The organism is Pseudoduganella sp. OTU4001 (genome assembly GCF_038440195.1).
Lineage (GTDB): Bacteria > Pseudomonadota > Gammaproteobacteria > Burkholderiales > Burkholderiaceae_D > Rugamonas.
This window is the reverse complement of the sequence record NZ_JASATG010000001.1, coordinates 353,316-365,728: the sequence shown is the minus strand read 5'-3', so window position 1 is coordinate 365,728 and position 12,413 is coordinate 353,316. Positions and strand designations below refer to the sequence as shown.

The window sequence follows — 12,413 nt, the reverse complement described above, 5'->3', positions numbered from 1 at the left end:
CGGGTTAGCATTGGAATGATGCCGACCATGAGGGTGTAAGCTAACCACTTGCTCTTGGAGAAACTCATTGCCATGAAGAGGGAAGGGAGCCTTCCCATCATAGGCGTGGTGCGCAGCGCTGTATTGAAGTTCGTCAGTACTTCAGCAGGCGGCGCATGACGAGCGGCGCTGGTTCGAGCGGGTTGGCGTGGGAGTATTCGAGTTCTTCGGCGAGGGAGAATTCGTAAGCGGTGTAGAAGTCGATCAGCTTGGGTTGGTCGCTGCGCACGGCCAGGCGCAGTTCTTCGATGCCGGTGGCGAGCGCGTGGTGGATCACGGCTTCCAGCAGGTGCTGCGAGAGGTTGGTGCCGCGGTAGTCGGCGACCACGCCCATGCGCAGGATTTCCCATACGTCCGGATAGCCTTCCAGCGGCAGCCAGCGCACGGAGCCGATCGGCTTGTCGCCATCGAGCAAAATAAAACCGCCGCCGTCGCGCAGGTGGTCGGCGACGTTTACGGCGGTTTCACGGTGTCCGCTGGAGGTGACGTGCACTTTGCCGGCCCACGCTTTGCGCGTGAGCTCGGCGATCAGTGACGCATCTTCAGCGGTCGCTTCGCGAACTATTATGTCCATTGCTTAGCGGACGCGCATGCCTGGCTCGGCGCCTGGCCATGGGTTCAGGACGTAGATGCCTGGGTTGGCTTTTTCATCCTTGGCGGAGGCGGCCAGCACCATGCCCTCGGAAATGCCGAATTTCATCTTGCGCGGCGCCAGGTTGGCGACCATGACGGTCAGCTTGCCGACCAGGTCTTCCGGCTTGTACATCGATTTGATGCCGGAGAAGACGTTGCGGTGGCGGCCTTCGCCCACGTCCAGGGTCAGGCGCAGCAGCTTGCCGGCGCCTTCCACGTGTTCGCAGTTGACGATCCTGGCGATGCGCAGGTCGATCTTGGCGAAATCGTCGATCGAGATTTCCGGGCCCAGTTCTTCGATGTCGCCGGCGGCTGGTGCTTCAGCCGCGTCGGCGGGGGCGGCAGCGGCAGCCGCAGGGGCCGCGGCTGCTGCGGCTTGCTGAGCCGGCGCGTCGAACAGGTCTTCGATCATCTTGGCATCCACGCGGGTCATCAGGTGGCTGTAGGCGCCGATGGTGCGGCCCAGCAGCGGCTCGAAGGCGGCGCCGGAAGCGACCGAGGTGTCCGCCCAGGTGTAGGCCGCGTCGTTCAGGAAGCTGCGCACGTTGGTGGCAACGCCTGGCAGCACTGGCGACAGCAGGATGGTCAGCTGGCGGAACAGGATCAGGGCGGTGGTGCACACGTCGTGCAGCTCGGCAACCTTGGATTCGTCCTTGGCCAGTACCCATGGCTTGTTTTCGTCCACGAAGCGGTTCGCGACGTCTGCGATTTCCATGATCTCGCGCAGCGCCTTGCCGAATTCGCGCGATTCGAAGTTGGCGGCGATGGACGCCTGCCGTTCGGTGCCGTCTTCCGCCACCAGTGCCTTCTTGATCCACTCCTGCGAGGAGGCGGACAGCGAGGATGCCAGTTTGCCGTCGAACTTCTTGGCGATGAAGCCAGCGCAACGGGATGCAATGTTGACGAACTTGCCAATCAGGTCGGAGTTCACGCGCGCCACGAAGTCGTCGCCGGTGAAGTCCAGGTCTTCGACACGGGAGTTCAGCTTGTAGGCCAGGTAGTAGCGCAGCCATTCCGGGTTCATGCCCAGGTTCAGGTAGCGCAGCGGCGAGATGCCGGTGCCGCGCGACTTGGACATCTTTTCATTGTTCACGGTCAGGTGGCCGTGCACCGCAACCTTCATGCGGTCGATGGTCGGATGCTTGGCGAACTGCAGCATCGCTGGCCAGAACAGCAGGTGGAAGGACACGATGTCCTTGCCGATGAAGTGGATCTGTTCGGTGCCTGGATCGGCCAGCAGTGCGTCGTAGTCGAGGCCTTTCTTGCCGCAGTAGTTCTTCAGCGAAGCCAGGTAGCCGACCGGCGCGTCCAGCCAGACGTAGAAGTATTTGCCCGGTGCGTCCGGGATCGGGATGCCGAAGTAGGGCGCATCGCGCGAAATGTCCCAGTCGGCAAGCTTTTCGCCGGCTTCTCCCAGCCACTCGGAAACCTTGTTCACCATCTCCGGCTGCAAACGGCCCGGGGTGTTCAGCCAGTCGCGCAGGAACTCGAAGCAGCGCGGGTCGGACAGCTTGAAGAAGTACTGTTCCGAAGGCTTGAGGATCGGGGTGGCGTTGGTGAAGACCGAGAACGGGTTAATCAGTTCGGTCGGCTGGTAAGCCGCGCCGCACACTTCGCAGTTGTCGCCGTATTGGTCCTTGGCGTGGCACTTCGGGCACTCGCCCTTGATATTGCGGTCGGCCAGGAACATGCCTTTGACCGGGTCGAAGAAGCGGTCGACGGTCTTGGTCTGGATCAGGCCTGCATCGCGCAGCTTGCGGTAGATGCCTTGCGAGAGTTCGACATTTTCCGGCGAATCGGTGCTGTACCAGTTATCAAAAGCGATATGGAAACCGTCCAGGTATTGGGCGCGGCCAGCGGCAATCTTGGCAACGAATTCCTGCGGGGTGATGCCTTCCTTTTCAGCGGCGATCATGATCGGGGTGCCGTGGGTGTCGTCGGCGCCCACGAAGTGGACTTCGCGCAAACCGTTGCCCTCGGCCTGCATTCGCTGGAAACGGACCCAGATGTCGGCCTGGATGTACTCCATCATATGGCCGATGTGGAAGGCAGCGTTTGCGTATGGCAGGGCAGTGGTGACGAACAGCTTGCGAGTCATAATTGATGCGCTATTAAGGTGGATAAAAAGAGCATTTTACCAGCGGATGCGCTAGACTGCGCCATCACCAATGGAGAATTGCATGAGTATCACCGTAGAAGACGTCAAATCTGCCCTGTCTAAAGTAATTGACCCGAATACAACAAAAGACTTCGTCTCCTCCAAATCGGTCCGCAACCTGAAGGTCGAGGGCGGCGAAATCTCCCTGGAAATCGAGCTGGGTTATCCGGCCAAATCGCAGATCGATGCGATCCGCGCCAATGTGCTGGCTGCCTTGCAGCAGCTGGGCGCTAAAGTCAACCTGGACGTCCACAGCAAGATCATCTCCCACACCGTGCAGCGCGGCCTGAAGCTGATGCCGAACGTGAAGAATATCATTGCCGTTGCCTCCGGCAAGGGCGGCGTGGGTAAGTCGACCACCGCCGTCAACCTGGCGCTGGCGCTGGCGGCCGAAGGCGCTGCGGTTGGCGTGCTGGATGCCGATATTTACGGTCCGTCGCAGCCGATGATGCTGGGCGTGTCCGGCCGTCCGACCACGTCCGACGGCAGGACCATGGATCCGATGGAAGGCCATGGCGTGCAGGTTTCTTCGATCGGTTTCCTGATCGATCCGGACGAGCCGATGGTGTGGCGCGGCCCGATGGTGACCCAGGCCTTGCAGCAGCTGCTAGAGCAGACCAACTGGCGCGACCTGGATTACCTGATCGTGGATATGCCGCCGGGTACTGGCGACATCCAGCTGACCCTGTCGCAGAAGGTGCCGGTCACCGGCGCGGTGATCGTGACCACGCCGCAGGACATCGCACTGCTGGATGCGCGCAAGGGTCTGAAGATGTTCGAGAAGGTCGGCATCCCGATCCTGGGTGTGGTGGAGAACATGAGCACCCATATCTGCTCGAATTGCGGCCATACCGAAGAGATCTTCGGCCATGGCGGCGGCGAGAAGATGTGTGCCGATTTCGGCGTGGATTTCCTGGGCGCGCTGCCTTTGAAGCTGGCGATCCGCGAGCAGGCGGATTCGGGCAAGCCGACCGTGGTTGCCGAGCCGGATGGGCCGGAGGCGGCGATCTATAAGGCGATCGCGCGCAAGGTGGCCGTCAAGGTCGCTGAGAAGGCCAAGGATATGAGCAGCAAGTTCCCTAGCATCGTCATTAAACACGACTGATGCGGCGCGCCGTGAGCCTCGCGGCTAGCGCCGCCATCGCCTTCGCCGTCGCCACTTCCGCCGCGGCGACGACGGCTGCGGCGTGGCAGCGGCAGCCGGTTGCCAGCGAGGCCGAGCTGCGCGGCCTGTCGGTCGTCAGCGCCAAGGTCGCCTGGGCCAGTGGCGCCAAGGGCACCGTCCTGCGCACCGTCGACGGCGAGACCTGGACACGCCTTCCGGTACCGGACGCGGAAGCTTTCGACTTCCGCGACATCGAAGCATTCGACGCCAACACCGCCATCATCATGGGCGCCGGCCCCGGCGCTGCCTCCCGCATGTACCGCACGCGTGACGGCGGCGCCACCTGGCAACTGCTGGTGGTGAACAAGGAGTCCGAAGGCTTCTGGGACGCCATGGCGTTCTGGGACAGCAAAAACGGCATCGTCTTCGGCGACCCGGTACGCGGCGCGTTCCAGGTGCTGGTCACCAACGATGGCGGCGAAAACTGGCAACTGGTCGACGATCCGAAAGGCCTGGCAGCCTTGCCGCAGGAGGGCGCCTTTGCCGCCAGCGGCACCTGCCTGAGCGTGGCCGGGAATGGCGACGCGTGGTTCGTCACCGGCGGCGCAGCCAAGGCGCGAGCATTCCGTTCGGCCGACCGTGGCCGTAGCTGGCAGGCCGCGGAGCTGCCGATTCCTGCGGCGGCAGCGACCAAGGGCGCGTTTTCGGTCGGCTTTGGCGCCGGTGGACGCGGCTTCGCCGTCGGCGGCGACTACAAGGAAACCACGCTGGACACCCTGAACGGCGCCGCCAGCAGCGATGGCGGCGCGGGCTGGGCACCGGCGCAAATCCTGCCGGCGGGCTTCATGTCCGCCGTGGTGCCGGTGCCGGGCGCGCGCGACACCTTTGTGGCGGTCGGCCTGGCCGGCTCCGGCTACACCAGGGACGGTGGCAAAAGCTGGACAATTATCGAAAAGGAAACGAAACTGAATGCCGTTGGCTTTTCTGCATCCGGTGCCGGATGGGCAGTCGGACCAAAGGGCCTGATCGTGAAGTACGTTGGTATCCCACTTAAATAAGGAGACAAACATGCAGAAGATCCTGGCGGCCATTACTTTGGCCCTGGCGGCAGGCGGCGCGGCGGCGCAGTCGGTGGATTTCACTGAGCCCAAGAACGGCGCGGTAGTCAGCAGCCCGTTCAAGGTCAAATTCGCCGTGACTGGCATGGAAGTCAAACCTGCCGGCAGCATGGACAACAACACCGGCCACCACCACCTGATCATCAACGGCGACAGCATGAAAGTAGGGGAGTCGATCCCGTTCGACGAGAAGCACCTGCACTTCGGTAAAGGCCAGACCGAGACCGACGTCACCCTGCCGCCTGGCACCTACAAGCTGACCATGCAGTTCGCCAACGGCGCCCACCAAAGCTACGGGCCGGGCCTGTCCAAGACGATTACGGTCACCGTCAAGTAATTTTCGCTTCCCGGCGTAGCAACTGCGAGAAATAAGCAGGGGTTACGCCGATATAGGCGGCCAGCGTTTTCTGCCGCACGCGCGACTCCAAGCCCGGATATTCGGCGCGGAACTGGGCCAGTTTTTCCTCGGCCGACAGACTTGCCACGCGCGCCTGCTCCTGCACCGAGTAGTCTTGCACGATATGGTGCAGGGTGCGCTGGTAATGGCGCTCCATCTCGGGATGCGCGGCCCGGACCCGGACCAGGTCATCCCAATCGAAGGCATACGCCAGCAGCGCCGTTTCGGCAGCGATGAAATAGATGCGTGCAAGCTCGCCACCAAGGGCGAGGATGTCTTCGTGCGCGTTGGCGCTATCGCCTTCGGAGGCGAAGCGCACCGTCACCATATCGCCGTCCGGCGTTGCCAGGCCGTTGCGCGCTACGCCCTCGGCAATCCAGAAGATCGTGGTGGCGGGTTCGCCGACCTTTTGCAGGAATTCATCCTTGCGCGCCCTGACCGGGCGCACAATCGGCTGCAGCAGGCGTGTGATCTGGTCATAATCCTCGCGGCTGATCTGGTGGCGGCGCATCCGCAGCTGGGCATGGCGGTCGCGAAATGTCAGGAAGTCATCGTACATAGTCGTATTATGCGCGAGGGCAGGGGGCGTTGGCAGGGTTTGCAGGTAAAATAGCGGGTTTTATATCTTCCGCTTGTTACCGAGATGACCACCGCACCAGCAAAACCTGTCCGTACCCGTTTCGCTCCGAGCCCGACCGGCTTCCTGCACCTGGGCGGCGCACGCACTGCGCTGTACTCCTGGGCTTACGCTCGCCACTTCGGCGGCACTTTCGTGCTGCGTATTGAGGACACCGACCTGGAACGTTCGACCCCGGAAGCGGTGCAAGCCATCCTCGACGGCATGGAGTGGCTCGGCCTGCAGCACGACGAAGGCCCGTTCTACCAGATGAAGCGCATGGACCGCTACCGCGAAGTGGTAGCGCAGATGCTGGCCGCCGGCACCGCCTACCATTGCTATTCCTCGCCGGAAGAAGTGCAGGCCATGCGCGACAAGGCTACCGCCGCCGGCGAGAAGCCGCGCTACGACGGCACCTGGCGTCCGGAAGAGGGCAAGACCCTGCCGGCCATCCCGGCCGACCGCAAGCCGGTGGTGCGCTTCAAGAACCCGCTGGATGGCGACGTGACCTGGGTTGACGTGGTCAAAGGCCCGATCACCATTTCCAATAAGGAGCTGGACGACCTGGTAATCGCCCGTCCTGACGGCACCCCGACTTACAACTTCTGCGTGGCCGTCGACGACTGGGACATGCAGATCACCCACGTGCTGCGCGGCGACGACCACGTCAACAACACCCCGCGCCAGATCAACATCCTGCGCGCGATCGGCGCCGACCTGCCGGAGTACGGCCACCTGCCGATGATCCTGGGCGCGGACGGCTCCAAGCTGTCCAAGCGCCACGGCGCCGTCAGCGTGATCGACTACGCGGACAAGGGCTACCTGCCGGAAGCGATGAAGAACTACCTGGCGCGCCTGGGCTGGTCGCACGGCAACGACGAGCTGTTCTCGATGGAGCAGTTCATTGAATGGTTCAACCTGGAAAGCCTGACCGCTTCGTCGGCCCAGTTCGATTTCGACAAGCTGGCCTGGGTCAACAACCACTGGATCAAGCAGGCCGACAACGCCCGCCTGGCCGAGTTGGCCAAAAAGCCGATGCTGGCGGCCGGCGCCGTGTTCGAAGGAGCGCCTGAGCTGGCCACCGTGATCGGCTTGCTGAAGGACCGCAGCAACACCATCGTGGAACTGGCTGACGCCGCCATGCTGTTCTTCCGCGCCCCGCAGCCGGACCCAGCCCTGATGGCCCAGCACTACACCGACGCCGTCAAGCCAGCCATGGCCGACTTCGCCGCGCGTATTGCCACCGTTGAGTGGAGCAAGGAAGCCATCGCCGCCATGATCAAGGAAGTGCTGGCCGCCCACGACCTGAAGATGCCTCAGCTGGCCATGCCGCTGCGCCTGATCGTTGCGGGCCAGCTGCAGACCCCGGCCATCGACGCGGTGCTGGCGCTGTTTGGGCGCGACACTGTGGCGGCACGCCTGGCAGCCCACGTCTAAATATTTTCGACAATCTTGCAAATTAGCATTTGCAAATTACGGAAGGGCTGCTATACTTCTGTCTCCTTCGAAAACGGGGGTATAGCTCAGCTGGGAGAGCGCTTGCATGGCATGCAAGAGGTCAGCGGTTCGATCCCGCTTACCTCCACCAGTTTAGCGAAGGAAAAGCAGTAAAAAGTTAGTCCAGGGTCCCCATCGTCTAGAGGCCTAGGACATCACCCTTTCACGGTGAGTACCGGGGTTCGAATCCCCGTGGGGACGCCAAGAGCAGTAACAATCTGTGCCAGCATGGGGGTATAGCTCAGCTGGGAGAGCGCTTGCATGGCATGCAAGAGGTCAGCGGTTCGATCCCGCTTACCTCCACCAACGCGGCAGAGATTGAGTAGTACGGAAAGTCCATATGGTCCCCATCGTCTAGAGGCCTAGGACATCACCCTTTCACGGTGAGTACCGGGGTTCGAATCCCCGTGGGGACGCCAGCTTTTCGCAATATGTTGTGCCCAGGGGGGTATAGCTCAGCTGGGAGAGCGCTTGCATGGCATGCAAGAGGTCAGCGGTTCGATCCCGCTTACCTCCACCATCAAAGGCACAACGTAGCATCAGTCCAACAGGTCCCCATCGTCTAGAGGCCTAGGACATCACCCTTTCACGGTGAGTACCGGGGTTCGAATCCCCGTGGGGACGCCATCAATTCTTCTTACCAGCTTCCAAGACTGCCTAAAAAGCGTGCAAGCTTAACTCCTTTGCATCTTCGTGGTTTGCGTACTAATATGAGTTACGAACCCTGCTCAGGAGGAAGTCATGGAACTTCGCATGCTGCAATCGCATCGCTGGGTGGCGCGCCAGGCTGACTGGACCGCCGCAGCCATCGCCGGTTTCGGAGCTGGCGGTATCCTGATGTTGCTGGAGTTGATGTGGGCCACCGCCCAAGGCGGTGACCGTTGGCTGACAACCCGCATGGTGGCAGCAATGGTCATGGGCTGGGAGGTGCTGCAAACCTCCGGCTACGACCTCACTGTCGTGATTGCAGCGCTGGCAGTCCATTACATCCTCGGTATTACCTTCGCCATGATGCTGGCGGCCATCATCGCCCCGTTCCAGCTCGATTCGAGCTTGGGACTGGTGACGCTGACGGGCGCGGCCTTCGGCGTACTGCTGTATGTGCTGAATTTTTACGGCATGTCGGAAGCCTTCACCTGGTTCTCGGAGATACGCGGCTGGGGCACCTTCGCCGCCCACGTTGTCTTCGGCGCTTGCTGCGCATTGTTCTACCGCATGCTGGAACGGCCTGAAAAACGCGAATAAATAAGCCTTAGCAATAGCGCCCCGCCCATCGGCGGGGCGTAGCCGTGTGTAGTTTCCCCATAACTAACCGGGCTTATCATTTATGGCGTTGGCAATCTCCCTCATCCTGATTGTTCTTGGCGCAATAATTTTTCATTGGCTCAGCCCCTGGTGGCTGACTCCCATCGCTTCCAACTGGCAGGCGATGGATGATGCTTTCATGATCACCCTGGTGATCTGCGCCATTCTCTTCATCGTTATCCACTTGTTCGTCGCCTACGCCGTGGTCAAGTTCCGCCACCGCGAAGGCCATCGCGCCGCAGCGGAGTCGCATAACCGCAAGCTGGAGTGGTGGCTGATCGGCGCCACCTCGCTCGGCATTGTCGCCATGCTGGCGCCGGGCTTGCACGTGTATGCCCAGCTGATCGACCCGCCGCCGAACGCCACCGTGTTCGAGGTGATGGGCAAGCAGTGGGACTGGCATTACCGCCTGCCGGGCAAGGACAACAAGCTCGGGGCGACCGATGTGCGCTTTATCAATGCCACCAATCCTTTCGGCATCAATCCGGAAGATCCGGCCGGGCAGGACGATGTGCTGGTCGATGGCGCCGAAATCCACATCCCTCTCAACCAGCCGGTCAAGGTGCTGCTGCGCGCGCAGGACGTGCTGCACGACTTCTATGTGCCGCAGTTCCGCACCCGCATGAATATGGTGCCGGGCCTGGTAACGCATTTCTGGCTGACGCCGACCCAGGTCGGGCGCTTCGAAGTGCTGTGCGCCCAGCTGTGCGGGGTGGGGCATTCGAATATGCGCAGCGCGGTGGTGGTGGACGAGCAGGCTACCTACGACGCCTGGCTGGCGAAGCAGCCGACGTTCAGCGGCGCCAATGCGCCGGGCGGCGTCGGCGGGCCGGCCGAGCCGGGCAAGCAGGGCCGGCTGATCGCACAGTCCAAAGGCTGCGTGGCCTGCCATAGCGTCGACGGCGCGCCCAGCGTCGGCCCGACTTGGAAAGGATTGTTTGGCAAACAGGAGACGCTGGAAGGCGGCGCCACCATCGCAGTCGATGAGGCCTACCTGAAGCAAGCCATCAACGACCCTAAGGCCACTGTGGTCAAGGGCTATCCGAACATCATGCCGCCCAATCCTTTGACGGATGAGGAAATGTCGGCACTGATCGACTACATCAAGACGGTACGCTGAGGAGACCTCGCATGTCTTATGGTGAACAGCACAACCACGATGAAGAGCACCACGAACCGCAAAGCTTCTGGACCAAATATGTCTGGAGCCAGGACCACAAGGTCATCGCGATCCAGTACACGATAACGGCGCTGTTCATCGGCACCGTCGGCCTGATCCTGTCCGACCTGATGCGCCTGCAGCTTGGCTTTCCCGGCAAGTTCAACTTCATCGACCCGAACAGCTATTACCAATTCATCACCATGCACGGCATGATCATGGTGGTGTATCTGCTGACGGCATTGTTCCTTGGGGGCTTCGGCAACTACCTGATCCCGCTGATGGTGGGCGCGCGCGATATGGTGTTCCCCTTCCTGAACATGCTGTCGTACTGGTTCTATTTGCTGGCGGTGGTGATCCTGTGCGCCAGCTTCTTCGTGCCGGGCGGGCCGACCGGGGCAGGGTGGACGCTATATCCCCCGCAGGCGATCCTGCCCGGTACGCCGGGCGTGGAGTGGGGCATTGTGGTGATGCTGGCGTCGCTGGCGGTGTTCATCGTTGCGGCCACCATGGGCGGTTTGAATTACGTCACCACCGTGCTGCAGGCGCGCACGCGCGGCATGACGCTGATGCGCATGCCGCTCGCGGTGTGGGGCATCTTCGTTGCGACCGTACTGGCGCTGCTGGCGTTCCCGGCGCTGTTCGTCAGCGCGGTGATGATGCTGTTCGATAAGCTGCTTGGCACCAGCTTCTTCATGCCGGCCCTGGTGTCCATGGGCCAGCAGCTCGATTACAAGGGCGGCAGCCCGCTGCTGTTCCAGCACCTGTTCTGGTTCTTCGGCCACCCCGAGGTGTACATTGTTGCGCTGCCGGCCTTTGGCGTGATCTCGGACCTGATCAGCGTGCATGCGCGCAAGTGCATCTTCGGCTACCGCATGATGGTGTGGGCCATCGTGATCATCGGCGGCCTCAGTTTCGTGGTGTGGGCGCACCATATGTACGTGAGCGGCATGCACCCGTGGTTCGGCTTCTTCTTTGCGACGACGACGCTGATCATCGCCGTGCCGACTGCGCTGAAGGTCTATAACTGGACGCTGACCTTGTGGCGCGGCGATATCCACATGACCGTGCCGATGCTGTTTGCGCTGGGCTTTATCAGCACCTTCCTGATCGGCGGCCTGACGGGGCTCTTCCTCGGCAACGTCAGCGTCGACATTCCGCTCTCGAATACCTACTTCGTGGTGGCGCACTTCCATATGGTGATGGGCGTGTCGCCGGTGCTGGCGGTATTTGGCGGACTGTATCACTGGTACCCGAAAGCCACGGGCCGCATGTATAACGAGGCGCTGGGGCAGGCGCACTTCTGGATCACCTTCATCGGCTCCTACCTGATCTTCTTCCCGATGCATTACCTTGGCATCCAGGGCATGCCGCGCCGTTACTTCGCTTACGAGAACTACGCCTTCATTCCCGAATCGGCGCATACGCTGAATGCCTTCATCACCGTGGTGGCGCTGATCGTCGGCGTGGCGCAGCTGCTGTTCCTGTTTAACTTGTTCTGGAGCGTACGCAGCGGCCAGCCGGCGGGCGGCAATCCATGGCGCGCGGCCAGCCTGGAATGGTTCACGCCGCAGACGCCGCCGGGCCACGGCAACTGGGGCCCCGAGCTGCCATCCGTCCATCGCGGCGCCTACGAATACGGCGTCGACGGCCCGGGAGGCGACTACATTCCGCAGAACGCCGGCCCCGAATTTGGCGCGGACCCGCACGCGCCGCCGCCACGACCGCCGTCACGTTCGGCGCCACACCATGACCCGGCGGAGGTGCCGAAATGAGCGCCAACGCAGCCCTGCGCGCGGGCGACGGCGGCGGCCCGGCCTGGCCGCAAGGCGCGCGCCGCATCGGCCTGTGGGTCTTCATGGTGGTGGTGACCACCTTGTTCGGCCTGTTCGGCGTGGCCTACATGATGCGCGCGGCTTATGAAGACTGGCGGCCAATCGGCTACATCCCCTGGCAGCTGTATTGCAGCACCGGCCTGCTGGTGCTGTGCAGCCTGGCGTGGGAGCTGGCACGGCGCCACGTTGCCGCCGGCCGCCGCGAATCGGCGCGCAGCACGGCGATCGGTGCGCTGGTGCTGTCCGCCATGTTCGTGCTGTCCCAGCTCTACGCCTGGCAGGCTATGGCGGCGGCCGATTATGGTGTGGCGGCCAATCCCGCCAACAGCTTCTTCTACCTGATCACCGGACTGCACGCGGTCCACGTCATGGGCGGCATGGTGGCGGGCGCTTTCGCCGTGCGCAGGGCAGGGGAGGCAATTGGTCTGTGCGCGCAGTATTGGCATTTCCTGTTTGTCCTGTGGCTCGTGGTGTTCAGCATGATTTACATGGTGACGCCGGAATTCGTCCGCGCGTTCTGCACAACGATAGGCATTCCAGTGAGGTGAGGT

General features: G+C 62.2%; 11 protein-coding genes and 6 tRNA genes. 14 read left to right on the top strand and 3 right to left on the bottom strand.

Annotated features, from left to right (window positions below):
• Positions 1-133: 133 nt before the first annotated feature.
• Both AAHE99_RS01670 and metG read right to left on the bottom strand, forming a co-directional pair.
• The gene (locus AAHE99_RS01670) at positions 134-613 is read right to left on the bottom strand and encodes a GNAT family N-acetyltransferase (RefSeq protein WP_342113721.1); all 480 of its coding nucleotides are present in this window, start codon (positions 611-613) and stop codon (positions 134-136) included.
• A gap of 3 nt (positions 614-616) precedes the next feature.
• Positions 617-2,770, bottom strand: coding sequence for a methionine--tRNA ligase (metG, locus tag AAHE99_RS01665; RefSeq protein ID WP_342113719.1), 2,154 nt, complete (start codon positions 2,768-2,770; stop codon positions 617-619).
• 82 nt (positions 2,771-2,852) lie between these two features.
• On the opposite strand from metG, the gene apbC reads away from it, so the two are divergent.
• The 3 genes from apbC to AAHE99_RS01650 are packed head-to-tail and all read left to right on the top strand — an operon-like array spanning position 2,853 to position 5,390.
• Complete coding sequence (gene apbC / locus AAHE99_RS01660) at positions 2,853-3,935, top strand: iron-sulfur cluster carrier protein ApbC (RefSeq protein ID WP_342113717.1); 1,083 nt, start codon at positions 2,853-2,855, stop codon at positions 3,933-3,935.
• An 11-nt stretch (positions 3,936-3,946) separates the two neighbouring features.
• Positions 3,947-4,993, top strand: a complete 1,047-nt coding sequence (locus AAHE99_RS01655; RefSeq protein ID WP_342113715.1) for a hypothetical protein — start codon at positions 3,947-3,949, stop codon at positions 4,991-4,993.
• Between the two features lie 10 nt (positions 4,994-5,003).
• Positions 5,004-5,390, top strand: coding sequence for a DUF4399 domain-containing protein (locus tag AAHE99_RS01650; protein WP_342113713.1), 387 nt, complete (start codon positions 5,004-5,006; stop codon positions 5,388-5,390).
• On the opposite strand, the gene AAHE99_RS01645 is transcribed toward AAHE99_RS01650, so the two are convergent.
• Positions 5,383-6,009 carry a Crp/Fnr family transcriptional regulator gene (locus AAHE99_RS01645; RefSeq protein ID WP_342113710.1) on the bottom strand — a complete coding sequence of 209 codons (627 nt, stop codon included), beginning with the start codon at positions 6,007-6,009 and terminating at the stop codon, positions 5,383-5,385. The two genes, AAHE99_RS01650 and AAHE99_RS01645, sit on opposite strands and share 8 nt — an antisense overlap.
• 84 nt (positions 6,010-6,093) lie before the next feature.
• On the opposite strand from AAHE99_RS01645, the gene gltX reads away from it, so the two are divergent.
• The 11 genes from gltX (at position 6,094) to AAHE99_RS01590 (ending at position 12,410) form a co-directional block, all read left to right on the top strand.
• The gene (gltX, locus tag AAHE99_RS01640) at positions 6,094-7,503 is read left to right on the top strand and encodes a glutamate--tRNA ligase (protein ID WP_342113708.1); all 1,410 of its coding nucleotides are present in this window, start codon (positions 6,094-6,096) and stop codon (positions 7,501-7,503) included.
• 75 nt (positions 7,504-7,578) lie between these two features.
• Positions 7,579-7,654, top strand: a tRNA-Ala gene (locus AAHE99_RS01635).
• A 37-nt stretch (positions 7,655-7,691) separates the two neighbouring features.
• Positions 7,692-7,767: transfer RNA gene (locus tag AAHE99_RS01630), tRNA-Glu, on the top strand.
• Between the two features lie 26 nt (positions 7,768-7,793).
• Positions 7,794-7,869 (top strand) — tRNA-Ala (locus tag AAHE99_RS01625).
• A 37-nt stretch (positions 7,870-7,906) separates the two neighbouring features.
• A tRNA-Glu gene (locus AAHE99_RS01620) sits at positions 7,907-7,982 on the top strand.
• Between the two features lie 25 nt (positions 7,983-8,007).
• Positions 8,008-8,083 (top strand) — tRNA-Ala (locus AAHE99_RS01615).
• Positions 8,084-8,114: 31 nt separating this feature from the next.
• A tRNA-Glu gene (locus tag AAHE99_RS01610) sits at positions 8,115-8,190 on the top strand.
• Between the two features lie 114 nt (positions 8,191-8,304).
• On the top strand, positions 8,305-8,808 hold the full coding sequence (locus AAHE99_RS01605) for a hypothetical protein (protein WP_342113707.1): 504 nt from the start codon (positions 8,305-8,307) through the stop codon (positions 8,806-8,808).
• A gap of 82 nt (positions 8,809-8,890) precedes the next feature.
• Complete coding sequence (locus AAHE99_RS01600; protein WP_342113705.1) at positions 8,891-9,988, top strand: cytochrome c oxidase subunit II; 1,098 nt, start codon at positions 8,891-8,893, stop codon at positions 9,986-9,988.
• A gap of 11 nt (positions 9,989-9,999) precedes the next feature.
• Positions 10,000-11,802, top strand: a complete 1,803-nt coding sequence (ctaD, locus tag AAHE99_RS01595) for a cytochrome c oxidase subunit I (protein ID WP_342113703.1) — start codon at positions 10,000-10,002, stop codon at positions 11,800-11,802.
• Positions 11,799-12,410 carry a cytochrome c oxidase subunit 3 gene (locus AAHE99_RS01590; protein WP_342113701.1) on the top strand — a complete coding sequence of 204 codons (612 nt, stop codon included), beginning with the start codon at positions 11,799-11,801 and terminating at the stop codon, positions 12,408-12,410. Before ctaD ends, AAHE99_RS01590 begins: the two co-directional genes overlap by 4 nt.
• Positions 12,411-12,413: the final 3 nt, after the last annotated feature.